19 protein-coding genes and 1 tRNA gene are annotated in these 25896 nt (G+C 67.2%); 8 read left to right on the forward strand and 12 right to left on the reverse strand.

All coding sequences use genetic code 11. The features are described from left to right. Positions 1 to 5 precede the first annotated feature (5 nt). Positions 6 to 2288, reverse strand: a complete 2283-nt coding sequence (locus LZ009_RS12415) for an arginine/lysine/ornithine decarboxylase (protein ID WP_275698243.1) — start codon at positions 2286 to 2288, stop codon at positions 6 to 8. 111 nt (positions 2289 to 2399) lie between these two features. On the opposite strand from LZ009_RS12415, the gene LZ009_RS12420 reads away from it, so the two are divergent. Both LZ009_RS12420 and LZ009_RS12425 read left to right on the forward strand, forming a co-directional pair. Next, positions 2400 to 2822 (forward strand): NfeD family protein, encoded by a 423-nt coding sequence (locus LZ009_RS12420; RefSeq protein WP_275698244.1) that lies wholly within the window; start codon positions 2400 to 2402, stop codon positions 2820 to 2822. A 21-nt stretch (positions 2823 to 2843) separates the two neighbouring features. Further along, the gene (locus LZ009_RS12425; RefSeq protein ID WP_275698245.1) at positions 2844 to 3803 is read left to right on the forward strand and encodes an SPFH domain-containing protein; all 960 of its coding nucleotides are present in this window, start codon (positions 2844 to 2846) and stop codon (positions 3801 to 3803) included. Here LZ009_RS12425 and LZ009_RS12430 read toward each other — a convergent pair. Next, complete coding sequence (locus LZ009_RS12430) at positions 3770 to 4159, reverse strand: hypothetical protein (protein ID WP_275698246.1); 390 nt, start codon at positions 4157 to 4159, stop codon at positions 3770 to 3772. The genes LZ009_RS12425 and LZ009_RS12430 overlap by 34 nt on opposite strands. 20 nt (positions 4160 to 4179) lie before the next feature. Then, positions 4180 to 5673, reverse strand: a complete 1494-nt coding sequence (locus LZ009_RS12435; RefSeq protein WP_275698247.1) for a MerR family transcriptional regulator — start codon at positions 5671 to 5673, stop codon at positions 4180 to 4182. Between the two features lie 243 nt (positions 5674 to 5916). Between LZ009_RS12435 and LZ009_RS12440 the strand changes: the two genes are divergently transcribed. Next, positions 5917 to 6654: a hypothetical protein gene (locus tag LZ009_RS12440; RefSeq protein WP_275698248.1), complete on the forward strand. Its 738-nt coding sequence runs from the start codon at positions 5917 to 5919 to the stop codon at positions 6652 to 6654. A gap of 55 nt (positions 6655 to 6709) precedes the next feature. On the opposite strand, the gene LZ009_RS12445 is transcribed toward LZ009_RS12440, so the two are convergent. The 8 genes from LZ009_RS12445 to LZ009_RS12480 all read right to left on the reverse strand — a co-directional run bounded on the left by LZ009_RS12445 (position 6710) and on the right by LZ009_RS12480 (position 20109). Further along, positions 6710 to 7426: a hypothetical protein gene (locus LZ009_RS12445; protein WP_275698249.1), complete on the reverse strand. Its 717-nt coding sequence runs from the start codon at positions 7424 to 7426 to the stop codon at positions 6710 to 6712. Positions 7427 to 7503: 77 nt separating this feature from the next. Then, positions 7504 to 7594 (reverse strand) — tRNA-Ser (locus LZ009_RS12450). Positions 7595 to 7635: 41 nt separating this feature from the next. Further along, complete coding sequence (locus LZ009_RS12455) at positions 7636 to 9711, reverse strand: hybrid sensor histidine kinase/response regulator (RefSeq protein WP_275698250.1); 2076 nt, start codon at positions 9709 to 9711, stop codon at positions 7636 to 7638. A 9-nt stretch (positions 9712 to 9720) separates the two neighbouring features. Then, complete coding sequence (locus LZ009_RS12460; protein ID WP_275698251.1) at positions 9721 to 16332, reverse strand: hybrid sensor histidine kinase/response regulator; 6612 nt, start codon at positions 16330 to 16332, stop codon at positions 9721 to 9723. 269 nt (positions 16333 to 16601) lie between these two features. Next, positions 16602 to 17729 carry a branched-chain amino acid ABC transporter substrate-binding protein gene (locus tag LZ009_RS12465; protein WP_275698252.1) on the reverse strand — a complete coding sequence of 376 codons (1128 nt, stop codon included), beginning with the start codon at positions 17727 to 17729 and terminating at the stop codon, positions 16602 to 16604. Between the two features lie 152 nt (positions 17730 to 17881). After that, positions 17882 to 18181 (reverse strand): hypothetical protein, encoded by a 300-nt coding sequence (locus tag LZ009_RS12470; RefSeq protein ID WP_275698253.1) that lies wholly within the window; start codon positions 18179 to 18181, stop codon positions 17882 to 17884. Continuing rightward, positions 18181 to 18618 (reverse strand): DNA polymerase III subunit chi, encoded by a 438-nt coding sequence (locus LZ009_RS12475; RefSeq protein WP_275698254.1) that lies wholly within the window; start codon positions 18616 to 18618, stop codon positions 18181 to 18183. Before LZ009_RS12475 ends, LZ009_RS12470 begins: the two co-directional genes overlap by 1 nt. Next, complete coding sequence (locus tag LZ009_RS12480) at positions 18619 to 20109, reverse strand: leucyl aminopeptidase (RefSeq protein WP_275698255.1); 1491 nt, start codon at positions 20107 to 20109, stop codon at positions 18619 to 18621. A 51-nt stretch (positions 20110 to 20160) separates the two neighbouring features. Here LZ009_RS12480 and lptF point away from each other — a divergent pair, with 51 nt between their 5' ends. The 5 genes from lptF to LZ009_RS12505 are packed head-to-tail and all read left to right on the forward strand — an operon-like array spanning position 20161 to position 24900. After that, positions 20161 to 21288, forward strand: coding sequence for an LPS export ABC transporter permease LptF (gene lptF, locus LZ009_RS12485; RefSeq protein WP_275698256.1), 1128 nt, complete (start codon positions 20161 to 20163; stop codon positions 21286 to 21288). After that, entirely contained in the window at positions 21285 to 22385 is a 1101-nt protein-coding gene (gene lptG / locus LZ009_RS12490) for an LPS export ABC transporter permease LptG (protein WP_275698257.1), read from the forward strand. Before lptF ends, lptG begins: the two co-directional genes overlap by 4 nt. Further along, positions 22382 to 22741 (forward strand): sirohydrochlorin chelatase, encoded by a 360-nt coding sequence (locus LZ009_RS12495; protein ID WP_275698258.1) that lies wholly within the window; start codon positions 22382 to 22384, stop codon positions 22739 to 22741. Before lptG ends, LZ009_RS12495 begins: the two co-directional genes overlap by 4 nt. A 43-nt stretch (positions 22742 to 22784) precedes the next feature. Further along, positions 22785 to 23729 (forward strand): CysB family HTH-type transcriptional regulator, encoded by a 945-nt coding sequence (locus tag LZ009_RS12500; RefSeq protein WP_275698259.1) that lies wholly within the window; start codon positions 22785 to 22787, stop codon positions 23727 to 23729. 10 nt (positions 23730 to 23739) lie between these two features. After that, positions 23740 to 24900 (forward strand): pyridoxal phosphate-dependent aminotransferase, encoded by a 1161-nt coding sequence (locus tag LZ009_RS12505; protein WP_275698260.1) that lies wholly within the window; start codon positions 23740 to 23742, stop codon positions 24898 to 24900. Positions 24901 to 25177: 277 nt separating this feature from the next. On the opposite strand, the gene LZ009_RS12510 is transcribed toward LZ009_RS12505, so the two are convergent. Beyond that, positions 25178 to 25882, reverse strand: coding sequence for a Rieske (2Fe-2S) protein (locus tag LZ009_RS12510; protein ID WP_275698261.1), 705 nt, complete (start codon positions 25880 to 25882; stop codon positions 25178 to 25180). Positions 25883 to 25896 lie beyond the last annotated feature (14 nt).

The following is a 25896-nucleotide window of genomic DNA, read 5'->3' on the forward strand; positions in this document are numbered from 1 at the left end:
CGTCTTTATTTGCCGGCGGCTTCCTGCTGCACGCAGTCGGCGAAGTAGCGCAGCTTGCCGTCCGGGCCGGCTTCGGACACGAGGCCGTGGATGTCGGTCTCGAAGCCGGGGCACTCGGAGTTGAACTCGCGCGAGAACTTCAGGTAGTCGACGATCTTCTTGTTGAACACCTCGCCCGGGATCAGCAGCGGGATGCCCGGCGGGTACGGCGTCACCAGGCTGGTGGTGATGCGGCCTTCCAGGTGGTCGATCTCGACCCGCTCCGTCTTGCGGTGGGCGATGTAGGCAAAAGCGTCGCTGGGCTTCATGGCCGGCTGCAGGTCGCTCAGGTAGATGTCCGTCGACAGGCGGGCGATGTCGTACTTGGCATAGAGCTCGTGCACGTACTGGCACAGGTCCGCCAGGCCCATGCGCTCGTAGCGCGGGAAGCGCTGGCAGAACTCCGGCAGGATCCGCCACATCGGCTGGTTCTTGGCGTAGTCGTCCTTGAACTGCTGCAGCGCCGACAGCAGCGTGTTCCAGCGGCCCTTGGTGATGCCGATGGTGAACAGGATGAAGAAGCTGTAGAGGCCGGTCTTCTCCACGATGATCCCGTGCTCCGCCAGGAACTTGGTGACGATCGAGGCCGGGATGCCGGTCTTGGCGAACTTGCCGTTCAGGTCCAGGCCAGGCGTGACGATGGTGGACTTGATCGGGTCCAGCATGTTGAAGCCTTCGGCCAGGTTGCCGAAGCCGTGCCACTTGGCGGTGCGGGCCTCGCCCTTGATGATCCAGTCGTCGGCGCGGCCGATGCCTTCGTCGACCAGCTTGTCCGGGCCCCAGACCTTGAACCACCAGTCGGCCTTGCCGTACTCGGCTTCCACCTTGCGCATGGCGCGACGGAAGTCCAGCGCCTCCAGCAGGCTTTCCTCCACCAGCGCGGTGCCGCCGGGCGGCTCCATCATGGCCGCGGCCACGTCGCAGCTGGCGATGATCGAGTACTGCGGGCTGGTCGAGGTGTGCATCAGGTACGCCTCGTTGAACAGGTGCCGGTCCAGCTTGCGGTTCTGCGAGTCCTGCACCAGCACGTGGCTCGCCTGGCTGATGCCCGCCAACAGCTTGTGGGTGGATTGGGTCGCGAAGGTCAGCGACTCCTTGGGCCGGGTGCGGCTGCGGCCCATGGCGTGGTAGACGCCGTAGAAGGGGTGGAAGGCGGCGTGCGGCAGCCAGGCTTCGTCGAAATGCAAGGTGTCGACGTAGCCGTCGAGCATCTTCTTGATGGTCTCGGTGTTGTAGATGACGCCGTCGTAGGTCGACTGGGTCAGGGTCATGACCCGCGGCTTCACCTTGTCGGCGTTGACGTGGGCCAGCAGCGGGTTGGCCTTGATCTTGGCCTTGATGTTGGCCGGCTCGAACTCGCTCTGCGGGATCGGGCCGATGATGCCGAAGTGGTTGCGCGTCGGCTTCATGAAGACGGGAATGGCCCCGGTCATGATGATCGAGTGCAGGATCGACTTGTGGCAGTTGCGGTCCACCACCACCACGTCGCCCGGGGCCACCGTGTGGTGCCAGACCATCTTGTTGGAGGTGCTGGTGCCGTTGGTGACGAAGAAGCAGTGGTCGGCGTTGAAGATCCGCGCGGCGTTGCGCTCGCTGGCGGCCACCGGGCCGGTGTGATCCAGCAGTTGCCCCAGCTCGTCGACGGCGTTGCAGACGTCGGCCCGCAGCATGTTCTCGCCGAAGAACTGGTGGAACATCTGGCCCACCGGCGACTTCAGGAAGGCGACGCCGCCCGAGTGGCCCGGGCAGTGCCAGGAATAGGAGCCGTCCTCGGCGTAATCGAGCAGCGCCTTGAAGAACGGCGGCTGGATCCCCTCCAGGTAGCTCTTGGCCTCCCGGATGATGTGGCGCGCCATGAACTCCGGCGTGTCCTCGTACATGTGGATGAAGCCGTGCAGCTCGCGCAGGATGTCGTTCGGGATGTGGCGCGAGGTCTTGGTCTCGCCGTACACGTAGATCGGCACTTCCAGGTTCTTGCGCCGCACCTGCTCGATGAACTGCCGCAGGTTGACGACGGCGGGGTCGAGGTCCGGCCCGGGCGTGAACTCCTCGTCGTCGATCGACAGGATGAAGGCGCTCGCGCGGCTTTGCTGCTGCGCGAACTGCGACAGGTCGCCGTAGCTGGTCACCCCCAGCACCTCGAAGCCCTCGGCCTCGATCGCCTGCGCCAGCGCGCGGATGCCCAACCCGGAGGTGTTCTCCGAGCGGTAGTCTTCGTCGATGATGACGATGGGGAAGCGAAACTTCATGGGCGGGGGTCCAGGGCAAAAAGGCGATGAAGGGGCGAAGTGTATGAAATCCGGGAGCCCTCGACGTTGCGCGGGTGAGGATTTCGCCCACAATGCGCCCAAAGGGGACATATGGCGGACTCAACCACCTGGTGGCTGCTGGCCGGCGCGGCCGTGGCTGTCGAACTGCTGACGGGCACCTTCTACCTGCTGATGCTGGGCATCGGCATGGCCGCCGGGGCACTGGCTGCCCATGCCGGCGCCGGCATCTCCACCCAACTGGTCGCGGCGGCCGTGATCGGCGGCGGCGCGGTTGCGGCCTGGCACGTGCTGCGCAAGCGCCGCTTCGGCGGCACGCCGGGCGCCAGCACCAACATGGATCTCGATGCCGGCGAACAGGTGGTGATCGACGCCTGGGGCGCCGACAACACCGCCAGCGTGCGTTACCGCGGCGCCTTGTGGAAGGCCGTGCCGGCCGGCGGCGCGCCGCAGGGGCCGGGGCTGCACCGGGTGCGCGAGGTCGATGGCACCCGCCTCGTCGTCGAAAAGATCTAGAACCAAGAAGGAGGAAAGCCCATGGAAGTCGCCCTGGTCCTGTTCGTCATCGCCGTCATCTTCGTCGTGCGTGCCGTCAAGGTGGTGCCGCAGCAGAACGCCTGGGTCGTGGAAAGGCTCGGCAAGTACCACGCCACCCTCACCCCGGGCCTGAACTTCCTGGTGCCTTTCGTCGACAAGGTCGCCTACCGGCACAGCCTGAAGGAGATTCCGCTGGACGTGCCCAGCCAGGTCTGCATCACCCGGGACAACACCCAGCTGCAGGTGGACGGCATCCTCTATTTCCAGGTGACCGATCCCACGCGGGCCAGCTACGGGTCTTCCAATTACATCGTGGCGGTCACCCAGCTGGCCCAGACCTCGCTGCGCAGCGTGATCGGCAAGCTGGAGCTGGACAAGACCTTCGAGGAGCGCGACATCATCAACGCGCAGGTGGTGCAGGCCATCGACGAGGCCGCGCTGAACTGGGGGGTGAAGGTGCTGCGCTACGAGATCAAGGACCTGACGCCGCCCAAGGAGATCCTGCATGCGATGCAGGCGCAGATCACGGCGGAGCGCGAGAAGCGGGCCTTAATTGCCGCCTCGGAAGGCCGGCGCCAGGAACAGATCAACATCGCGACCGGCGAGCGCGAGGCCTTCATCGCCCGCTCCGAAGGCGCGAAGCAGGCCGAGATCAACAAGGCCCAGGGCGAAGCCGCGGCCATCATTGCCGTGGCGGAAGCGACCGCCGATGCCATCCGCAAGGTGGCCGAAGCGATCCGCCAGCCCGGCGGCGAACAGGCCGTTCAACTGAAGGTGGCCGAGCGCGCGGTGGACGCGTTCGGCAAGGTGGCCGAGGACTCCAACACCACGCTGGTCATCCCGGCCAACATGAGCGAGGTCTCGGGGCTGATCGCCTCGGCCATGAAGATGATCGCCGGCACGCGTTCGGCGGCCGCGGACGGACTTCACTCGTCGGACCCCGGCCGGCTGGCCCGGTAGCCGCCGCTGAGCGGGCTGGGCCGCGAGCGCAGGCCCCGCGGCAGCAGGTCGGTGAACAGCACGCTCAGGTCTTCCAGCATCTCGCGCGCCACGGCCTCGCCATGGGTGCGCGCCAGCAGCCCCATCAGCTCGCCGCGGATGTACCACAGGGCCTCCAGGTCGGCGGCGTAGCGGATGCGGCGCGTGACCGCCAGCGCCCGCTCGTCATTGTCCATCGCGGCCAGCGCCAGCATCGCTTCCCGGATGTCCTCCATGCCCACCCCGGTCACCGCCACGGCGGGCGGCTGCGAAGCGCTGTGGCTGACGCTGAAGATCGCGTAGAAGCTGCTCGTGAGCTTGGGTTTGAGCCAACGCATGACTTGTCCCTTCTTCTCTATCAGCCCGCACTGCCGGGGCCGGTGTTGGTATTCGGAAAATTCAGGTCCAGGAGCTCCGCCACGGCGAGGTCGGCCACCGGGGCCGGCACGGTCGTGGGCGCGGCCAGGTCGGCCAGCCGCGCGAAAGTGAAAAGCAAGGGGGAGTCGCTGCCGTCGAGGCGGCGCACGCCGTAGGTGAGGCGCTGGCGGTCGGCCACGGCGAGCTTGCCAACGAGGCTGCGGGTGAGGAGGACGGCGCCCATCCGGCTGGCGCGCGACATCTGCGCAGCCCTTTCGGCAGCATCCCCCAGCACCCGCAGCTCGCCAGCTCCCTGGCTCCCCAACGTCCCCATCCACTCTTGCCCCTCGTCGATGCCGATGTTCATGCACAGCTCGACGTCCCAGCTCTTGCGCGCCTGCCAGCGGCGGCTGACCTGGCGCATGGCCGCGCGGGTCTGCTGTGCCGCCGCCAGGGCGTTCCAGAAATAGCTGCCGCCGTCGCCCTGCGGCAGGAAATAGCAGACCAGCACCTCGCCTGCCGCCCTGCCCGGCTGGCCATGGTTCTGGCGGAAGATGCGATCGAGCTCGACGCCCACTTCATTGAGCAGCTCGAAGTACTCCTGCGCGGTCAGCTTGACCCACAGGCCGGCGGCGTCCTGCAGCGAGGTCACCACGATGGCCACCGGCGTCAGCACCGGCGCGGCCGGTGCCTGCGCTTCGGTGCGGGCCGTTCCGGCGTCGGCGGGGGCATAGGCGAACAGCACGCCTTCGCGGAACTGCACCGCATAGGCCAGGCGGGCCGGCTGGCCGCCGGCGGCGGGCAGTTGCACCTGCGCGACCAGCGCGTCGTCGGCTTGCCCGACGTTCCGGTAAAGGGCTTCCAGGCGTGCGGCCTGCTGCGCGTCCAGGCCGCGGAACAGGTCCGCGGGGGCCGCGGAACGGGCGCGGGCGATCGCCAGGTGCAGGCGCAGCAGCGCGTCGCGGCCGGCAGCGGCATCCAATTGCAGCAGCGTCGCGAAAATACTCGTGGCCAGGGTGGCATTCGCCGTCGCCGGGTCGTTGCGGGCGGCCTCGTTGCGCCACACCAGGCGGAATGCGTCGTTGACCAGGTAGGCGGGATGGCGGGCGTTGGCCAGCCACATGCGCAGCGTGGGGTCCGCCTCCACCCCGGGCGCCGGAGCCGGCGCAGCCACGCGTGCGGCTGCGGCGGGAATCTCTGCCTGCTGCGCCGGGGCCGGCACGGGCGCGGCGGCCACGGAAGGTGCCGCCACCGGCGGATGCGCGGCGAAATGTTCGGCGATGCGGGTGATGCTCCAACCCTGCTGCTTCAGCCGCTGGATCGATTCGACGCGCGCGATCGTGTCGTCGGGGAAGTAGCCAATGCGAGGCGCAGCTCCATCCTGCGGGCCTGGGGGAAGGACCTGCGGCCGCGGCACGAGGCCGCTGGCGATGTAGTTGTTGAGAGTGGCACGTGAGATGCCGGTTCTCTCGATGATCTCTTTGCTGGTGAGCAAGAGGGCCTCTGTATTGGACTGTGTAGGCGCACTGTATGACTGTCTATCTAGACCGTCAAGAGCTACCTGAGCAGTGTGTCAACGCAGCAACAAGAGTTCCTGCAAAATCAAGCCTCTTCACTGTCCAAGCTACTGTCTAATGCCTGTCCTACCAAATTGGACACTGTCTAACTAATTGTCCAAGCCGAGCTAGGGTTATGCTCGGCGAAGGCGGCCTGCTGTTGGGCCAAGAAGAACGAGCACATGCGAAGTCGTTGGAGCGCCTTGCTGGCGGCCGCGGTCCTGGTGGGCTGCGGAGGTGGTGCCGATGGCGAGGCCGCCGATCCGGCAGCGGAAGCGCGCGGCTCCTGGGCCGGCAGCACCGGTTCGAATCGCTCCATCGCGGGCCTCGTCCTGGCCGACGGCTCCTATGCGGTCTTCTACTCCTCCCCCGGCTATCCCACGGTCCTGGGCGGCGCCGTCCTCGGCAGCGGCACGGCCAGCGGCGGCGCGCTTGCTTCCGCGGGCGCCCTGCACCTGAACCTGGAGGGATTGGGTGTGCTGGCCGCGTCGGTCACCGGAACCATCGTTCCGCGCGAAACCTTCGCCGGGACCATCCTGTCGACCGGGATCCCTCCCGTGACCTTCAGCTCGACCTACGATGCCGGTTTCGCGCAGCCGGCGCGTTTGGCCACGATCGTCGGGCGCTACACCGGCCTGCTGGGCAGCGCCAGCGGCAAGTTGGCCGCCGCCTGGACAGTGGACACCTCCGGCCAGTTCAGCCTCTCCACCTCCGGCTGCACGGCCACGGGCCAGCTGCTGCCGCGCGCCGACGGCAACGTCTTCGACGCCGCCATCGTGTTCGGCGCGGCGCCCTGCCCGCTGGCCGGCCAGTCGGTGCGCGGGCTGGCCGTGCTGCGCGGCGCGGACGGCCGCTTCTTCCTGGCGGCGCCGAACGGCAGCCGGAGCGACGCCGCCCTGCTCTCGGGCACCAGGAGCTGATCGGGCGCCGGCAACGAGGGTCTTGGGGCGCGGGCGGCTTCGCCCGGCGCGAGGTCTAGCGAAGAACCGGCGCGATCTGCCCGATCAGCCGCGACAGGGCGCGCGGCCGGGGATTGGCCACCGAAATGGGACCGCCGGGGTCCGCCGGCAGGTCGGTCACTTCCCCCTGCTTGTCGATCAGGCCCTCCACGCGCAGGGCGTCCCCCACCTCCAGCGTGTAGCCTTGCGGCATGAAGTTGGAGAAGGTCTTGTAGACCAGGATGTACTGCCTGTCCTTCTCGACGGGGTACTTCGTCACCGCAATGCCGTCCTGGAGGGCGTCCTGCACATAGAAGTTCCCCCAGGCGCGGAGGTCGGCTCCCGCTTCGATCACTCCGATGCTGATGGGAAAGCCGTAGCCTCGGAGGTACTTGCCCGTCAAGACGGTGGACGTCACGGTGACCGACTCGGAACGCAGGGCGGTGACCACGTAGGCGTCGTAGGAGAAGTCGTAGATGCCGGACTGGGAGTTTTCATCGAGCAGTCCGGCGATCAAGGTGGTGCTGCCGGCCGCGGGCTGCGGATCGCCGGAGGCCATCGCCGCGCCCCGGGGCGAGGCAGCCGTTTGCGCGGTGGCCAGCGTGAAGAGCGTCTGCAGCGCCGGGGCGGGACTCGGCGCGTCGACGGGTGCGGTGCCCGAGGAGGAGGACGGGTCGGCGCCACCGCCGCCGCAGGCCGCCAGCGCAAAAGTCATGACGATGGCTGCGGCTGCCGCGAGTGCTCGGGTGTTCATGCGATCCCCCTGTCAGGAGCTGACATTCTCGCGCCAAAAAGCAAAAAACCCGCCTGTGGCGGGTTCCCTGCATCTGCTGGCGGAGAGGGCGGGATTCGAACCCGCGGAGGGCTATTAACCCTCACACGCTTTCCAGGCGTGCGACTTAAACCGCTCATCCACCTCTCCAGCAAGCCCGCCATTGTAGCAGCGCCGCAAGCGCCTTCCGCTCAGGCCGTCACGGCCTGGCGTCTTGCCTCGGCCGGATCGGCCAGCATGGACAGCAGCAGGTTCACGTCGGCCGGCTTGGTCATGTGGAAGTCGAAGCCCGCCTGGGCCGAGCGGTTGCGGCTTTCGGCCTCGCCGTAGCCGGTCAGCGCGATCAAAAGCGCGTCACGCGACTCGTCCTGGTTGCGCAGGCCGTGCGCGACTTCGAAGCCGTTCATGCCCGGCAACCCGATGTCGAGCAGCACCACGTCGGGCCGGAACTCGCGCGCCATGGCCAGGGCCGCCTGGCCTTCGTGGGCGATCTTCACCTCGAAGCCTTCCATTTCCAGCAGCGTCATCAGCGTCTCGGCGGAAGCGGCCAGGTCGTCGACCACCAGGATGCGCGAGGCCGCATGCTTCTGCGGCGCGACGCGGGCGGGGGCCGCCGGAGCCGGCACCGCCCTGCCCGGGACGCCGATGCGCGCGGGCAGGCAAACCGTCACCTCCGCGCCCTTGCCCAGCCCTTCGCTCGTGGCAAAGACATGGCCGCCGTGCAGCTCGATCAGGTGCTTCACCAGCGTCAGGCCGATGCCCAGGCCGCCCTGGGAGCGGTCCAGCGACTGGTCGGCCTGCGCGAACAGGTCGAACATGTGGGGCAGGAATTCGGGCGCGATGCCGGCGCCCTGGTCCTTGACCGACACCTGCAGTTCCCCGTCGTTGAACTTCGCCTCCAGCGTGATGCGGCTGCGCTCGGGCGAGAACTTGCAGGCGTTGTTGATCAGGTTGGACAGAACCTGCGACAGGCGCAGCTGGTCGCCGTCGAGCTCGATCTCCTCCTTGGGCAGCACCACGTCCAGCACCTGCTCGCGCGCGCCCAGGCGCGGCGCGCTCGATTCCACCGACAGTTCGACCAGGGTGGCCAGGCTCAGCCGCTCCGGCTTCACCGTGACCTTGCCCTGCACGATGCGCGAGACATCCAGCAGGTCGTCGATCAGCCGTCCCATCTGGTCGGCCTGGCGGCCGATGACGTCGCGCGCCCAGGCCAGCTTGGGCGGCAGTTCCTCGGCCGCGGTCAGGATGTGGACGGCATTGCGGATGGGCGCGAGCGGGTTGCGCAGCTCGTGGGCCAGCATGGCCAGGAATTCGTTCTTGCGCCGGTCGGCGTCCTGCACCGCGGAGTACAGGCGGGCGTTCTCGATGGCGATCGAGGCGCGGCTGGCGAACTCGCGGATCAGCGCGATGCGGGTGGAGTCGAAGAAGCTCTCGTCGCCCAGCAGCGCGAGCGCCCCGCGGATCTCGTCGCCGGCCAGCAGCGGGCAGATGGCAGCCGCGCGCCGGTCTTCGCGCCGCAGCAGGCGGAACTGCTTGTTGCGGATCACCTCGTCGGCCGCCTGCCGCAGGTCCAGCGTGAACACCTCGGCGTCGTCGGCGCGCGGCGGCGGATGCATTTCCAGGCGGCGCACGCCGCCCTCCGCATCGGGAATACCCAGGATCGCGCGTTCGGCCAGCACCGGGACGCACTGGTCCAGGATGGCCGCGATGGTGTCGTCGAGATTCAGGGAGCGCGACAGGACCTGGCTCGCCTGCGCCAGGTAGTCCGCGCGCTGGATCGCGTCTTCCGCCGCCGTGCGTGCCGCTTCCGAGCGCGCCAGTTCCTCGCGCTGCTGCGCCTGCTTCTGCAGCTGGCGGTTCATGCGGAACAGCTCGACGAAGACCCGCACCTTGGAGCGGAGCACCTCCGGCACCACGGGCGACGGGATGTAGTCGACCGCGCCCAGCGCATAACCGCGGCGCGCCTGCAATTCGTCGACGTAGGCCGTGATGAAGACGATCGGCGTCTGGGCGGACTTCTTGTACTGCCGGATCAGGCTGGCCGTCTCCAGCCCGTCGATGTCGGGCATGTTGACGTCCAGCAGGATGACGGCGAACTCCATCTCCAGGATGTACTTCAGCGCCTCCTGGCCGGACCGCGCGCTGACGATGTTCTGGCCCAGCTCCTCCAGGATGGTGGTGAAGACGACATGCTTCTCCGGCAGGTCGTCCACCACCAGGATGTTGACCTTTTCGGGGGCCTCCGCCGCGGGCGCAGCACTCGTCACCGGTTCTCCCTAGTTCTGTTGCAGCCAGGCGCGCAGCACCGCCAGCAGGTCCGGCGTGTTCACCGGCTTGGCCAGGTAATCCCAGGCGCCCGCCTCGATGCACTTCTCGCGGTCGCCCTTCATCGCCTTGGCCGTCACCGCGATCATAGGCAGGTTCCGGCCCTGCGGCAGCTTGCGGATCTCCTTCATGGTGGCCATGCCGTCCATCTCCGGCATCATGATGTCCATCAGCACCACCTGGATGCCCGGGTCGTTGGCCACCCGGTTGATCGCCTCGCGGCCGTTGTCGGCCCAGACGATGTCCATGCCGTGCTCTTCCAGCACCGTGGCCAGCGCGAAGATGTTGCGCATGTCGTCGTCGACGATCAGCACCCGCTTGCCGGCCAGCGGCTTGGCGGATTCGTAGACGTTGTCGATCACGTTGCGCTTCACCTCCGGCAGCCGCGCCAGGCTGCGGTGCAGCGCGATCAGGGCGGCGTCGAACAGCTTGGGCGCGCCCTGCACTTCCTGCACCGTGACCGAATCGTCCGAGTGCCAGCCGTTCTGCGGGCTGGCCGCGCCGCGGTAGAGGATCAGCGGCATGGGCCCGATGCCGGCCTGCGCGCCGATGGCGCGGCGGAAGTCCCGCGGGTCGGCGCCGGCGAATCCGTCTTCCAGCACCACAGCGTCGAAGCGGCCCTCGTCCAGCGCCTGCAGCAGCTGCTGGGCGTTGGCGACCACGGTCACGTCGATCTGCTCGCCCTCGATCTGGGCCAGCAGTTCGTTGCGCACCTCCCGGTCGTCGATCGCGACCAGCAGGCTCTTTTCGTTGCGCGACACGTAGGCATGCAGCTTGTCGAGCATGCCGTCCAGCACTTCCTTCGAGCGGATCGGCTTTTCCAGGAAGGCCAGCGCGCCCGACTTGAAGGCGCGGTCCTTGGAGTCGTCGGTCGAGATCACCACCACCGGCACGTGGCGCAGCGACAAGTCGTGCTTCACGCGGTCCAGCACGCGCCAGCCGGCCATGTCGGGCAGGTGCATGTCCAGGGTCACGGCCGAGGGCTTGTGCTGGTTGGCGAGCGTCAGCGCGCCGGCGCCCACCGTGGTGACCAGGCCCTTGAAGCCCTTGCTGCGCGCCGCATCCAGCAGGAAGCGGGCGAAGGCCAGGTCGTTCTCGACGATCAGCAGCACCTGGTCGCCCGAGCCGATGTTGTCACGGTCGTCGTTGGCCAGGTTGTCGGCGGCCAGCACGTCTTCCGGATCCGGCTCGCCGTCGACGGCGATGTCGACGTCGGCGTCGTTGGCCGGCAGCTGCGGCGGCGGCAGGCGCTTGGGCACCGGCGCGACCGTCTGCGCTTCGGTGCGGTAGTCGGTCGTGACGCGGCGCGCCGTGCGCGTGGCCATGTAGACCAGCGGCAGGTAGAGCGTGAAGGTGGAGCCCTGCCCCGGCGCCGAGATCAGGCGGATCTCGCCGCCCAGCAGCTTGGACAGTTCGCGCGAGATCGCCAGGCCCAGGCCGGTGCCGCCGTACTTGCGGCTGGTGGAACCGTCGGCCTGCTGGAAGGCCTCGAAGATGATCTGCTGCTTGTCCGGCGAGATGCCGATGCCGGTGTCGCTGACCGAGAAGGCCAGCACCTGCTGGGCCCGGTTCAGGTCCTCGTTCTCGGTGTTCCAGCCCGCGAACACTTCTTCCACCGTCAGGGTCACGTGGCCCTGGTGGGTGAACTTGAAGGCGTTGGACAGCAGGTTCTTCAGGATCTGCTGCAGGCGCTTGGCGTCCGTGACCATCGACGCCGGCAGGTTGAGGCCGGTGCGGACGGTGAAGTCCACGTTCTTGGCTTCGGCCACGTGGCGGAAGGTGCGCTCCACGTACAGCTGCAGGTCCGACAGGCGCAGCTCGTTGACGTCGACCACCACCGTGCCGGACTCGATCTTGGACAGGTCCAGGATGTCGTTGATCAGCATCAGCAGGTCGTTGCCCGAGGAGTGGATGGTCTTGGCGAACTCCACCTGCTTGGGCGTGAGGTTGCCCTCGGGGTTCTTGCACAGCTGGTCGGACAGGATCAGCAGCGAGTTCAGCGGCGTGCGCAGCTCGTGCGACATGTTGGCCAGGAACTCCGACTTGTACTTGGAGGTCAGGGCCAGCTGCTTGGCCTTCTCTTCCAGCGCCTGCCGGGCCTGTTCCACTTCCGCGTTCTTGCGCTCCACCTCCTGGTTCTGGTGGGCCAGCAGGCGGGCCTTTTCCTGCAGTTCCTCGTTGGTCTGCTGCAGTTCCTCCTGCCGCGACTGGAGTTCCTGGGCCAGCGACTGCGACTGCGACAGCAGGTCTTCCGTCCGCATGTTGGCTTCGATCGTGTTGATCACGATACCGATCGATTCCGTCAGCTGGTCGAGGAAGGCCTGGTGGGTCGGGTTGAAGCGCTCCACGCTTGCGAGTTCGATCACACCGCGCACCTGGCCCTCGAAGATGATGGGCAGCACCAGCACGTTCAGCGGCGCCACTTCCGTCAGGCCCGACGCGATGCGCAAGGCCTCCGGGAAGCTGGAGGTCAGCATGATCTTCTTCTTGTCGAAGGCGGCCTGGCCGACGAGGCCCTGGCCCAGGTCGATCTCCTTGCCGTAGGCGCCGTGGCCGTCCGAGGCATAGGAGGCCATCAGGCGCAGCTTGGGCTGTTCCTGGGTGTAGCGCAGCACGTAGAACTCGGCCTGCTGCGCGCCGACCACGGGCGCCAGTTCGGACAGGATCAGGTGGCCCACCGCGACCAGGTCGCGCTGGCCCTGCAGCATCCGGGAGAACTTGGCCAGGTTGGTCTTCAGCCAGTCCTGCTCGGTGTTCACCTGCGTGGTGTCGCGCAGGTTGCGGATCATCTCGTTGATGGTGTCCTTCAGCGCCGCCACTTCGCCCTGCGCTTCCACGGTAATGGACCGCGTCAAGTCACCCTGCGTCACGGCGGTCGCCACTTCGGCAATCGCCCGCACCTGCGTCGTGAGGTTGGCCGCCAGCTGGTTCACGTTTTCCGTCAGGCCCTTCCAGGTGCCCGAGGCGCCCGGCACCTTGGCCTGGCCGCCCAGCTTGCCTTCCACGCCCACTTCGCGCGCCACCGTCGTCACCTGGTCGGCGAAGGTCGCGAGCGTGTCGGTCATGGAGTTGATGGTGTCGGCGAGCGAGGCGATCTCGCCCTTGGCTTCCACGGTCAGCTTCTGCTCCAGGTCGCCGTTGGCCACCGCGGTCACCACCTTGGCGATACCGCGCACCTGCGAGGTCAGGTTGCCGGCCATGAAGTTCACGTTGTCGGTCAGGTCCTTCCAGGTGCCGGCCACGCCCTGCACGTAGGCCTGGCCGCCCAGCTTGCCTTCTGTGCCCACTTCGCGCGCCACTCGCGTCACTTCCGAGGCGAAGGAAGAAAGCTGGTCCACCATGGTGTTGATGGTGTTCTTCAGCTCCAGGATTTCGCCCTTCACGTCCACCGTGATCTTCTTGGACAGGTCGCCGGCGGCCACCGCCTTGGTCACGTCGGCGATGTTCCGCACCTGGGAAGTGAGGTTGCCGGCCATGAAGTTCACGTTGTCGGTCAGGTCCTTCCAGGTGCCGGCCACGCCCTGCACGTAGGCCTGGCCGCCCAGTTTTCCTTCGGTACCCACTTCGCGCGCCACCCGCGTCACTTCGGAGGCGAAGCTTCGCAGCTGGTCCACCATGGTGTTGATGGTGTTCTTCAGCTCCAGGATTTCGCCCTTCACGTCCACCGTGATCTTCTTGGACAGGTCACCAGCGGCCACCGCGGTGGTCACCTCCGCGATGTTCCGGACCTGGGCCGTCAGGTTGCCGGCCATGGAGTTCACCGAGTCGGTCAAGTCCTTCCACGTGCCGGCCACGCCCTGCACGTCGGCCTGGCCGCCCAGCTTGCCTTCGGTACCCACTTCGCGTGCCACCCGCGTCACTTCCGAAGCGAAGGACCGCAGCTGGTCCACCATGGTGTTGATGGTGTTCTTCAGTTCGAGAATCTCACCCTTCACGTCCACGGTGATCTTCTTGGAGAGGTCACCGGCCGCCACGGCCTTCGTCACGTCCGCGATGTTCCGCACCTGCGAGGTCAGGTTGCCGGCCATGAAGTTCACGTTGTCGGTCAGGTCCTTCCAGGTGCCGGCCACGCCCTGCACGTCGGCCTGGCCGCCCAGCTTGCCTTCGGTACCCACTTCGCGCGCCACCCGGGTCACTTCCGAGGCGAAGCTTCGCAGCTGGTCCACCATCGTGTTGATGGTGTTCTTCAGTTCGAGAATCTCACCCTTCACGTCCACGGTGATCTTCTTGGTCAGGTCCCCGGCGGCCACGGCCTTCGTCACGTCGGCGATGTTCCGCACCTGGGCCGTGAGGTTGCCGGCCATCGAGTTCACGGAATCGGTCAGGTCCTTCCAGGTGCCGGCCACGCCTTGCACGTCGGCCTGGCCCCCCAGCTTGCCTTCGTTACCCACTTCCCGCGCCACCCGCGTCACTTCCGAGGCAAACGAGGAAAGCTGGTCCACCATGGTGTTGATCGTGATCTTCAGCTCGGAGATCTCGCCCTTCACGTCCACGGTGATCTTCTTGGACAGGTCGCCGGCCGCCACCGCCTTCGTCACGTCGGCGATGTTCCGCACCTGCGAGGTGAGGTTGCCGGCCATGAAGTTCACCGACTCGGTCAGGTCCTTCCACGTGCCGGCCACGCCCTGCACGTCGGCCTGGCCGCCCAGCTTGCCTTCGGTACCCACTTCCCTTGCCACGCGGGTCACTTCGGAGGCGAACGAGGAGAGCTGGTCCACCATGGTGTTGATGGTGTTCTTCAGCTCCAGGATTTCGCCCTTCACGTCCACCGTGATCTTCTTGGACAGGTCACCGGCGGCCACGGCCGTCGTCACTTCCGCGATGTTCCGCACCTGGGCGGTCAGGTTACCGGCCATGGAGTTCACCGAGTCGGTCAGGTCCTTCCAGGTACCCGCGACGCCTTGCACGTCGGCCTGGCCGCCCAGCTTGCCTTCGGTACCCACTTCGCGCGCCACCCGCGTCACTTCCGAAGCGAAGGACCGCAGCTGGTCCACCATGGTGTTGATGGTGTTCTTCAGTTCGAGAATCTCACCCTTCACGTCCACGGTGATCTTCTTGGAGAGGTCACCGGCCGCCACCGCCTTGGTCACGTCCGCGATGTTCCGCACCTGCGCCGTCAGGTTGCCGGCCATGGAGTTCACCGAGTCGGTCAAGTCCTTCCAGGTGCCGGCCACGCCCTGCACGTCGGCCTGGCCGCCCAGCTTGCCTTCGGTACCCACTTCCCGCGCCACCCGCGTCACTTCCGACGCGAAGGACCGCAGCTGGTCCACCATCGTGTTGATGGTGTTCTTCAGCTCGAGAATCTCACCCTTCACGTCCACGGTGATCTTCTTGGAGAGGTCACCGGCCGCCACGGCCTTCGTGACGTCCGCGATGTTCCGCACCTGCGAGGTGAGGTTGCCGGCCATGAAGTTCACCGACTCGGTCAGGTCCTTCCAGGTGCCGGCCACGCCCTGCACGTCGGCCTGACCGCCCAGCTTGCCTTCGGTACCCACTTCCCGCGCCACCCGCGTCACTTCCGAGGCGAACGAGCGCAGCTGGTCCACCATCGTGTTGATGGTGTTCTTCAGTTCGAGAATTTCACCCTTCACGTCCACGGTGATCTTCTTGGACAGGTCACCCGCCGCCACGGCCTTGGTCACTTCGGCGATGTTCCGCACCTGCGCCGTCAGGTTGCCGGCCATCGAGTTCACGGAGTCGGTCAGGTCCTTCCACGTGCCGGCCACGCCCTGCACTTCCGCCTGGCCGCCCAGCTTGCCCTCGGTACCCACCTCGCGCGCCACCCGCGTCACTTCGGCGGAGAAGGTGCCCAGCTGCTGCACCATCTTGTTGATGGTCATGGCGGTGCGCAGGAATTCCCCTTCCAGCGCGCGGCCGTCGGCCTCCAGGGCCATCGACTTGGACAGGTCGCCCTGCGCCACCGCACCGATCACGCGCGCCACTTCGGACGTCGGGTGCACCAGGTCGGAGATCAGCGAGTTGATCGATTCGGCGGAGTCGCGCCAGAAGCCGCCGGCCGCCGGCATCGCCGCGCGTTCCTTCAGCTTGCCTTCCTTGCCGACGACGCGCGAGAGGCGGGCCAGCTCCTGCGACATGCGCACGTTCTCGGCCACGACATCGTTGAAGGCGTCCGCCACCTTGCCGAAGAGGCCGGTCCAGTCGTGCGGCAGTTCGGCGTGGACGTTGCCCTTCTTCACCTCGGTCAGGCTGGCCAGCAGCGTGCGGGTGCGGTCGCCGGCCAGCTCCACCTCGTCCAGCAGGTTGTTGACGCTCGCGACGTTCTCCTGCCAGAAGCCGGTGAGCTTCTCGTCGGCGATGCGCTTGCCCGCACGCGAGCCGCTGTGCGGGCCCGCGGCCACCGTCTTCAGGCGGGTGTTGGTGCGCGAGGTCTGGGCCGACAGGTCGTTGAACTCCGCGGCGATCTTGCCGAACAGGCCATCCCATTCGGTCGGCAAGGTGACGCCCTGCTCGCCTCTGCGGAAAGCGCTCAGCGCTTTCAGGATCAACTTGAGGTCGCCACCGTCGCGGTGGTCCGCCGCAGGCACCTTGGCCAGAACTTCCATGTCACTACCCCCGATGTAAGCAACTGTTGGCAGACCAACAGAGAGGAGGGAGGGTAGCGGACAACGCTTAGCGCGACAACACGACGGCGCCCGCGAATGGGCCGCAGAGCCAGCACTGGCGCGGGCTGTAGGAGCTCGACTACATGAAAAGGACGCGCAAGCCTACAGGGTCGCGGCACCGCCGCAACGCGCGCGCGCGGGGGGCGCACCGACGAAAAAAAGCCGCCCGCAGGCGGCTTTCCCGATACAGGTGCTTACCCTGAACCAGCTTACATCGGTTCCTTCTTGCCGGACGCGTACGTGTACAGCGTCGTCGCGGCGTTCTTCATCTCGCCGTTCGGCTCGAAGGCGATGTTGGCGGTGACGCCCTTGTAGTTGGTCTTGGCCAGTTCCTTGGTGTAGACCTTCGGATCCCACGAACCGGCACGCTTCATGGCGTCGACCAGCACGAAGGTGGCGTCGTAGGTGTACGGGCTGTAGACCTGGAACTGGTTCGGGTACTTCTTGTCGTACTTGGCCTTCCAGGCGGTGCCGCCGGGCATCTTGGCCAGCGACGCTCCGCCTTCGGCGCAGATCACGTTGCCCAGCGTCTTGGCGCCGGCAGCCAGCTTGATGATCTCGCTGGTGCAGATGCCGTCGCCGCCGAAGTACTTGACCTTGTCCATGCCCAGCTGCTCCATCTGGCGCAGCATCGGGCCGGCTTGCGGGTCCATGCCGCCGTAGAACACGGCATCGGGGTTCTTGGCCTTGATGGCGGTCAGGATCGCCATGAAGTCGGTGGCCTTGTCGTTGGTGAACTGCTCGTCGACGACGGTCATGCCCTTGGACACGGCGGTCTTCTTGAACACTTCGGCGACGCCCTGGCCGTAGGCGGTGCGGTCGTCGATGATGGCGACCTTCTTCAGCTTCAGCTTGTCGGCGGCGTACAGGGCCAGCGCAGCGCCCAGGGCGTTGTCGTTGGCGATGATGCGGTACGTCGTCTTGTAGCCGGGCTTGGTCAGGGCCGGGTTGGTGGCCGCGCCGGTGACGTGGGGGATGCCGCAGTCGTTGTAGACCTTGGAAGCGGGAATCGTCGTGCCGGAGTTCAGGTGGCCGACCACGCCGGCGACCTTGGCGTCGCACAGCTTCTGGGCGGCGGCCGTGCCCTGCTTCGGGTCGGCGGCGTCGTCTTCGGCCTGGATCTCGAACTTGACCTTCTTGCCGCCGATGGTGACACCCTGGGCGTTCAGGTCCTCGATGGCCATGCGGACGCCGTTTTCGTTGTCCTTGCCATAGTGCGCCTGCGCGCCCGACAGCGGGGCGACGTGACCGATCTTGACCACCGTTTCCTGCGCCATGGCCACGCCACAGGCGGCGGCAATGGCAGCAACGGCCGTCAGTCTCAGGTTGAATTTCATAAATCCTCCAGGGTTGGGAAAAGTTGAGATCGTTTTATGTGCTCAACGGGGCTGGAACATATCGCAATTTCCGGGCCCGAACCATAGGGAAAGGTTCTAGGGATTGACCCTCGGACCGCGTTGCACCGCGACCCGCACACAACGCGCGGCGCTCACTGGCGTTGACGCGCCTGCATCTCTTCGGCGACAGCGTCGGCCACGACCTGGCGCACAACGCCTTCGAGCCGTTCGCGCAGCAGCGCCGCGAGGTCTTCGCTGTGCTCCAGGATCACGGTGGCCATCGCCTCGCGCAGCTTGCGGTCCAGCGACAGGTCGACGCGCTGCAGCACGCGCTGCGCGATCTGGTCGGCCGAGGGGGCGGGGCCGGAGGCCGGCGCGAGCGGCGCCGGTCCGGTCTGCACGACCTCGGTGAGCGTGGGCACGAAACGGGGCGGCGTGCGTTGCGTGGCCATCAGCGTGCTTCCTTGCTCGCGACGTCGTGCCGCTTGATCGCATACCCGCGCGTCGCATAGTGCTTCCAGCGGTCGCGCGCGCGCAGCCGGTCGGCCTCGTCCTGCGACACCAGTTCGTTCAGGCGCTGGAAGCGCTCGAAGCCTTCGGGCACCGGGCCGCCCAGGTTGACGAGGACTTCCTGGTGCGGCGCGCCCCGCGGCGCCGCGGTCAGCACCACCGGGGACGCCGCCAGCACCCGCGGGTCGGCACCTTCGGCCTGGCAATGCGGGATGAAGTCCACCTGCGAGAAGGTCCAGAGGTCAGCGTCCAGGGTCCGCAGCGTGTCGGGGTCGCCGGTGACGACGACCCGCGAGCCCGCGCCCACGGCCCGCCGCACCAGGCGGCAGGCATAGCCCACGGAATCCGGCACGTTGAAGTGGAAGGTGACCTCGGTCATTCAGGCCGCGGCCTTGCTGCGCGCCGCCTTGCCCTGGCCCTTGGTGACCGCGCCGCCTTCCTGCGCGAGCAGGAATTCCAGCAGCAGGCCGACCGGGCGGCCGGTGGATCCCTTGCCCGCGCCGCTCTTCCAGGCGGTGCCGGCGATGTCCAGGTGGGCCCAGGGATAGTTGGGCGTGAAGCGTTGCAGGAACTTGGCCGCCACCACGGCGCCGGCGGCGCGGCCGGCCACGTTGGCGACGTCGGCGAAGTTGGTCTTCAGGCCCTCGGAATACTCGTCGTCCAGCGGCATGCGCCACACGGGGTCGAGCGCCGCGTCGCCGGCGGCCTGCAGCTGGCCGGCCAGGGCGTCGTCGCTGGCGAACAGGCCGCTGCGCACGCCGCCCAGCGCGATCACGCAGGCGCCGGTGAGCGTGGCGATGTCGACCACGGCCTTGGGCTTGAAGCGCTCCGCATAGGTCAGCGCGTCGCACAGGATCAGGCGGCCTTCGGCGTCGGTGTTCAGCACCTCGATGGTCTGGCCGCTCATGCTGGTGAGGATGTCGCCCGGCTTGTAGGAGCTGCCATCGAGCATGTTCTCGCAGCTGGGGATGATGCCGACCACGTTGACCTTGGGCTTGAGCTCGCCCAGCGCGCGGAAGGTGCCCAGCACGCTGGCCGCGCCGCCCATGTCGAACTTCATTTCGTCCATGTCGGCCGACGGCTTGATGGAGACGCCGCCGCTGTCGAACGTGATGCCCTTGCCCACCAGCACCACCGGCGCGTCGCCCTTGGCGCCGCCTTCGTGGCGCAGCACGATGAAGCGCAGCGGCTCGGACGAGCCCTTGGCCACGCCCATGAAGGAGCCCATGCCCAGCTTCTCGACTTCCTTCGGGCCCATCACTTCGACCTTGAAGCCGTGGTTCTTGGCCAGCTTCTTCGCTTCCTCGCCCAGGCGGGTGGGCGTGGCGTAGTTGGGCGGCAGGTTGCCCAGTTCGCGGGCGAATTCGATGCCGGTGGCGGCCGCCTTGGCGCGGCCGAAGGCCTGGCGCCCGGCGCCCGCGTCGGCCACGCCGACCACGACCTTCTTCAGCTCGCGGCCTTCCGGCTTGGACTTGGTGGTGACGTAGACGTAGCTGCTCTCGGCGGTGGCGCAGACCGCGGCGCGCACGGCTTCGTCGCCGCTGCCCGCGGGCAGCAGGATGGTCAGCTTCTTGGCCGCGGAGGCGCGCAGCACGCCGGCGGCAGCCGCCACGGCGGCCTGGATCTTCTTGCCCGAACCGTCGCCGGCGCCTGCCAGCAGCACGCGCGGCGCGGCGATGCCCTCGCAGCGGTAGGCCTGCAGCAGCTTGCCCGCCTTGGGCTCGAGGTCGCGCGCGGCCAACGCCGAGGTCACCAGTTTCGACACGGCATCCTTGCCGGCCTTGAAACCTTCGGTCACCAGCACCAGCAGCACGTCCGATTTCTCGGCGGCTGCTCCGGCCGCATCCAGGGTCTTGAGTTCGAAGTCCATAATTCCCGTTTTGTCCCGTTGTTGTATCCGCGCATGCCGCGCTGGCCGCCGATGTTATTCCATTCAACCGTACGCAAGGAACTGGCCCGCAGTTTCGGTGCCTCCCTGGTGGTCCTGGTCACCATCGTGATGACCATGACGCTGATCCGCACGCTGAGCCTGGCCAGCCGCGGCAGCGTCAACCCCGAGGAAGTGATGATGGTCATGGGCTACACGGTGCTCGGCTACCTGCCGACCATCCTGACCCTGTCGCTGTTCATCGCGATCGTCGGAACGCTCTCGCGCATGTACCGCGACAGCGAGATGGTCATCTGGTTTTCCGCGGGCCGCGGCCTGTCGTCGCTGGTCAAGCCCCTGTTCGGCTTTGCCTGGCCGATCCTGCTGGTCGTCGCCCTGCTGTCGCTGGTGATCTGGCCCTGGGCGAACCAGCAGACGCAGGTGCTGAAGGACCGCTACGGCAAGCGCGGCGACCTCGAGCGCGTCGCGCCCGGCCAGTTCCAGGAGTCGGCCAGCGGCCGCCGCGTGTTCTTCCTGGACAAGGACACGCCGGACAACAAGTCGGGCCGCAACATCTTCATCAGCAGCATAGAGCGCGACCGCGAGACGGTGACCTCGGCGCGCAGCGGCCACGTGGAGACCATCGGCGACAGCCAGTTCCTGCTGCTGCAGAACGGCCAGCGGCTGGAGAACTCGCTCAAGGGCGAAGGCATGCGCATCAGCGAATTCGAGGAGCACGGCAGCCGCGTGGCCGGCACCACGCTGACCGGCCTGGACGAAAGCCCGGCGCGCGCCCGCTCCACCCTCACCCTGCTGCGCGAACGCACGCCGGTGAACCGCGGCGAGCTGGCCTGGCGCCTTGGGCTGGCCCTGGCCGCCTGCAACTTCGTGCTGCTGGCCATCACGGTGTCGAGCGTGAACCCGCGTGTCGGGCGCAGCGGCAACCTGGTGTTCGCGCTGTTCGCGTTCGTCGTCTACGTCAACCTCCTGAACATGGGCCAGAGCTGGATCGCGCGCGGCCGCGTGGGCCTGGTGCCCTTCCTGCTGCTGCTGCATGGCGGCGCCTTCGTGCTGGCCGCCTTCTGGCTGGGCAAGCAGCACAACAACTGGTCGCTGGTGCCGCTGCTGCGCAGGTGGCGGGAAGCGCGGGAAGCGCGCGAAGCCCGCGGGGCGCAGGCATGAAGACCATCCGCCGCCTGATCTACGTCGAGATCCTCTACGCCGTCCTGTACGTCACGCTGGGCTTCCTGGCCCTCTTCTTCATCTTCGACCTGATCGACGAACTGCCGCTGATCGGCAAGGGCGTGGGAACCTACAAGCTGTCGCAGGCCATGCTGTTCGTCAGCCTGCGCGTGCCGGCCCACCTCTACGAACTGCTCCCCATCGCGGTGCTGATCGGCACCATCTTCGTGATGGCGCGCTTCGCCCAGAGCTCGGAATACACCATCCTGCGCACCAGCGGCCTGGGCCCGGTGCGGGCGCTGCGCACGCTGCTGCTGCTGGGGGTGGGCTTCACCGCCCTCACCTTCGCCGTGGGCGACTACCTGGCGCCCGCCAGCGACCGCGTGGGCCAGCTGTTCAAGGGCCAGGTGATCGACGGCGGCGTCTCGGTGGGCGGCACCGGCGCCTGGCTGAAGGAGCGGCAGCGCTACCTCTCGTACAACGTGAACGTCCGGGCGCTCACGGACAACAGCATGCAGAACGTGCGCATCTTCGAAGCGGATCCGCGCGGCTTCCTGGTGTCCATCACCCAGGCCCCCAAGGCGCGTTTCGAGGACGGCGCCTGGGTGCTGGAGAACGCCGAGCGCAGCGAGTTCGCGCTGGGCGAGCTGGAGCGCGCGCACGTGGAGCGCATCAAGGTGCCGTCGCTGCGCTGGCCCACCGAGATCACGCAGGAAATGGTCTCGGTGGCGCTGCTCAAGCCCGATCGCATGAGCACCATCGCCCTCTTCCAGTACATCCGCCACCTCGAGGCCAATTCGCAGACCTCGCAGCGCTACGAGATCGAGTTCTGGCGCAAGGTGTTCTATCCGCTGTCCTGCCTGGTGATGGTGGTGCTGGCCCTGCCCTTCGCCTACCTGCACTTCCGCACGGGCGGCATCACCAGCTACGTGTTCGGCGGCGTGCTGATCGGCATCAGCTTCTTCCTGCTGAACAACGTCTTCGGCTACATCGGCAACCTGCAGAACTGGAAGCCCTGGCTGGCGGCGGGGACGCCGGGCCTGATCTACACCATGCTCTCCCTGGGCGCCTTCGGCTTCCTGGTGCTGCGGCGATGAGCAAGGCCATCGTCCTGTTCGGCCACGGCTCGCGCGATCCGCTGTGGCGGCTGCCCATGGAAACCGTGGCGACCCGCCTGCGGACGCTGCAGCCCGGCGTGCCGGTGCGCTGCGCCTACCTGGAACTGGACACGCCCGACCTGGGCACGGCCGCCGGCGAGCTGGTGGCGGCGGGCGCCACCGAGGTCACCATCGTTCCCATGTTCCTGGGCACCGGACGCCATGCGCGCGAGGACCTGCCGGCCCTGGTACGCCAGTTGCAGGTGGTTTGCCCCACCGTCCGCTTCGTGTTGCAGGCGCCCGTCGGCGAGGACGCAAGGGTCGTGGACCTGCTGGCAAAGATTGCGATGGAATAAGACAGCGAGGCATAATGAATTTCTCTCTTAGAAGAAATTCAATATGAATCTGCATCAGTTTCGCTTCGTCCAGGAAGCGGTGCGGCGCAACTTGAACCTGACGGAAGCAGCCAAGGCGCTGCACACCTCCCAGCCGGGGGTCTCCAAGGCCATCATCGAACTCGAGGAAGAACTCGGCGTCGAGATCTTCGCCCGGCACGGCAAGCGCCTGAAGCGCGTCACGGAGCCCGGCCAGCACGTGCTGAAAAGCATAGAACTGATCATGCGCGAGGTGGGCAACCTCAAGCGCATCGGCGAACAGTTCAGCGCCCAGGACAGCGGCACCCTCTCCATCGCCACCACCCACACCCAGGCACGCTACGTGCTGCCGATCCCGGTGGCCAAGCTGCGCGAGCAATACCCCAAGGTGTCGGTCAGCCTGCACCAGGGCTCGCCCGACCAGGTGGCGCGGATGGTGCTGGACGAGATCGCCGAGATCGGCATCGCCACCGAGTCGCTCTCGGACTACCCGGACCTGGTCACCATGCCCTGCTACGAGTGGCAGCACGTGCTGGTGCTGCCCAAGGAGCATCCGCTGGCGAAGAAGGAGCGCGTCACGCTGGAGGACATCGCCGCCGAGCCGCTGGTGACCTACCACCCGTCCTTCACCGGCCGCACGCGCATCGACTCCGCCTTCGCGCAGCGCAAGCTGACCCCGCACATCGCGCTGGAAGCGATCGACTCCGACGTGATCAAGACCTACGTGCGCCTCGGCCTGGGCATCGGCATCGTCGCCGAGATGGCCGTGCGCGACGACGGCAGCAACGGCGACCTGGCCGTGCGGCCCCTGGGCACCCTGTTCGGCCACAACCTCGCGCGCGTGGCCTTCAAGCGCGGCGCCTACCTGCGCAACTTCGTGTTCCGCTTCGCCGAACTGCTGTCCGACCGCCTCGACCGCAACCTCATCGCCAAGGCCATGAGCGGCCACGGCAACGACTACGAACTGTGACTCCCGCACCATGAGCACCGAACGCACGCCCCCCATCGCCACCAAGTTCCCCACCATGGGGACCACCATCTTCACGGTGATGTCGGCCCTGGCCGCCGAGAAGAACGCCGTCAACCTCGGCCAAGGCTTCCCCGATTTCGAATGCGACCCCAGGCTGGTCGACGCCGTGAGCCAGGCCATGACGATGGGCCTGAACCAGTACCCGCCCATGACCGGCGTGCCGGTGCTGCGCGAGGCGGTGGCCGCCAAGATCGAGGCGCTGTACGGCCGCAAGTACGACCCGGCCAGCGAGATCACCATCACCGCCGGCGCGACGCAGGCGATCATCACGGCCATCCTCGCGATCGTGAAGCCGGGCGACGAAGTGATCGTGCTGGAGCCCTGCTACGACAGCTACGTGCCCAACATCGAGCTCGCCGGCGGCAAGGTCGTGCGGGTGCCGCTGACGCCCGGAACCTTCCGGCCGGACTTCGGCAAGATCGCCGCGGCGCTGTCGCCGCGCACCCGCGCCATCCTGGTGAACTCGCCGCACAACCCGAGCGCCACGGTGTGGACGCGCGAGGAGATGCTGCAGCTGCAGGACCTGCTGGCGCCAACCGACGTCTTCGTGATCAGCGACGAGGTCTACGAGCACATGGTCTTCGACGGCCAGCTGCACCAGAGCGCCGCGCGCTTCCCCGGCCTGGCGGCGCGCTCGCTGATCGTCTCGAGCTTCGGCAAGACCTACCACGTGACCGGCTGGAAGATCGGCTACGTGGCCGCGCCCGCCGCCCTGACCGCCGAATTCCGGAAGGTCCACCAGTTCAACGTCTTCACGGTCAACACGCCGATGCAATACGGCCTGGCCGCGTACATGGCCTCGCCGGAGCCCTACCTGCAGCTGCCGGCTTTCTACCAGCGCAAGCGCGACCTGTTCCGCGAAGGCCTGGGCCGCACGCGCCTGAAGCTGCTGCCCAGCCAGGGTTCGTACTTCCAGTGCGTGGACATCTCCGCCGTCAGCGACCTGGGCGAGGCGGACTTCTGCAAATGGGTCACCAGCGAGATCGGCGTGGCGGCGATTCCGCTGTCGGCGTTCTACGGCAATGGCTTCGACCAGCGGGTGGTGCGCTTCTGCTTCGCGAAGAAGGACGAGACGCTGCAGACGGCGCTGGAGCGGCTGGCGAAGCTCTAGGTCGTTCACTGAGAAATCCGCCAAGGCGGATTTCTCAGTGGTCTAAACGGTGTGGAGGAGCCCGGCAAAGCCGGATCTCCTCCACAAGGGAGACCGGTCTGCGCGATGCTCCGTCCGGTCTACGTGCCGCTGCGCGGAGAGAACACCCGGGACAATGCGAGGATCGCGCGGAATATCATGCAGCGCGGTCCCACTTGTGGAGAGGATCCGGCTCTGCCGGGCCTCTTCACACTGACTAGTCCACTCTGGAATCGCGTAGCGATTTCAGAGTGCGGCCTCAACACTGGATCGAATTGCGGCAGAACCGCTCCAGCTCCCGCACCACCACCTGCCCGCTCACCGCATTGCGCGCCTTGCTGCCCACCTCCAGGCTCAGTTTCGCCTGGTACTTCTGGAAGAACTCGTCGAACAGCTCGCCCCCGAGCGTGGCATAAGCGGTGAGGCTGTCCACGCGGGGATCGTAGGAGAGCAGCACGGCGCACAGCGGCTGCCGCGCCGGGCCTGACAGCACTTCGGCGCCGCGGGCGGGATCGTATTGGCTGTGTTCCGCGCAGCAGTGGATCAGGCCATCCTGCACGCCGCGCTGCGCCCGCGTCTTGCGGAAGCTGATGAAGCTGACGTCGCGGGTCGGGTAGACCAGCTGGTGCGCGCAGATGGCGGAAAACGCCACGATGCTGCGCTTGCTGCCCACGCCGCCCGGCCAGCTGTAGGCGCTGCGGTCGTGGGTGCTCAGCGCATTCGGCTGCGCCGGCTTGCCCAGGTCCAGCAGGAACACCGGCGTCGCTTCGAAGGGATAGTGGAAGACGTAGTTGGCCTGGACCTTGAGTTCCGAGGCCTTGAGCGGGTCGCCGCGCTCGTTGACCAGCAAGGCCGGCGCATAGGCCTTGGGTTTCGCATCGGCCGCCCAGGCCGGCAGGGCGGCGGCCAGCGACATCCCGGCCGCACCCGCCGAGCAGGTCTCCATGAAACTGCGTCGGTCCATCGTTGCTTTGTACT

Source organism: Ramlibacter paludis (assembly GCF_022012305.1).
Taxonomy (GTDB): Bacteria; Pseudomonadota; Gammaproteobacteria; order Burkholderiales; family Burkholderiaceae_C; genus Ramlibacter; species Ramlibacter paludis.

Excerpts from the sequence above, each read along its gene's own strand:
- LZ009_RS12480 (WP_275698255.1), bottom strand. The coding sequence starts at position 20,109 with ATGGACTTCGAACTCAAGACCCTGGATGCGGCCGGAGCAGCCGCCGAG.
- LZ009_RS12430 (WP_275698246.1), bottom strand. The coding sequence starts at position 4,159 with ATGCGTTGGCTCAAACCCAAGCTCACGAGCAGCTTCTACGCGATCTTC.
- LZ009_RS12465 (WP_275698252.1), bottom strand. The coding sequence starts at position 17,729 with ATGAAATTCAACCTGAGACTGACGGCCGTTGCTGCCATTGCCGCCGCC.
- LZ009_RS12470 (WP_275698253.1), bottom strand. The coding sequence starts at position 18,181 with ATGGCCACGCAACGCACGCCGCCCCGTTTCGTGCCCACGCTCACCGAG.
- LZ009_RS12420 (WP_275698244.1), top strand. The coding sequence starts at position 2,400 with ATGGCGGACTCAACCACCTGGTGGCTGCTGGCCGGCGCGGCCGTGGCT.
- LZ009_RS12460 (WP_275698251.1), bottom strand. The coding sequence starts at position 16,332 with ATGGAAGTTCTGGCCAAGGTGCCTGCGGCGGACCACCGCGACGGTGGC.
- LZ009_RS12440 (WP_275698248.1), top strand. The coding sequence starts at position 5,917 with ATGCGAAGTCGTTGGAGCGCCTTGCTGGCGGCCGCGGTCCTGGTGGGC.
- LZ009_RS12505 (WP_275698260.1), top strand. The coding sequence starts at position 23,740 with ATGAGCACCGAACGCACGCCCCCCATCGCCACCAAGTTCCCCACCATG.
- LZ009_RS12445 (WP_275698249.1), bottom strand. The coding sequence starts at position 7,426 with ATGAACACCCGAGCACTCGCGGCAGCCGCAGCCATCGTCATGACTTTT.
- LZ009_RS12510 (WP_275698261.1), bottom strand. The coding sequence starts at position 25,882 with ATGGACCGACGCAGTTTCATGGAGACCTGCTCGGCGGGTGCGGCCGGG.
- LZ009_RS12415 (WP_275698243.1), bottom strand. The coding sequence starts at position 2,288 with ATGAAGTTTCGCTTCCCCATCGTCATCATCGACGAAGACTACCGCTCG.
- LZ009_RS12500 (WP_275698259.1), top strand. The coding sequence starts at position 22,785 with ATGAATCTGCATCAGTTTCGCTTCGTCCAGGAAGCGGTGCGGCGCAAC.
- lptG (WP_275698257.1), top strand. The coding sequence starts at position 21,285 with ATGAAGACCATCCGCCGCCTGATCTACGTCGAGATCCTCTACGCCGTC.
- LZ009_RS12475 (WP_275698254.1), bottom strand. The coding sequence starts at position 18,618 with ATGACCGAGGTCACCTTCCACTTCAACGTGCCGGATTCCGTGGGCTAT.
- lptF (WP_275698256.1), top strand. The coding sequence starts at position 20,161 with ATGTTATTCCATTCAACCGTACGCAAGGAACTGGCCCGCAGTTTCGGT.
- LZ009_RS12495 (WP_275698258.1), top strand. The coding sequence starts at position 22,382 with ATGAGCAAGGCCATCGTCCTGTTCGGCCACGGCTCGCGCGATCCGCTG.
- LZ009_RS12425 (WP_275698245.1), top strand. The coding sequence starts at position 2,844 with ATGGAAGTCGCCCTGGTCCTGTTCGTCATCGCCGTCATCTTCGTCGTG.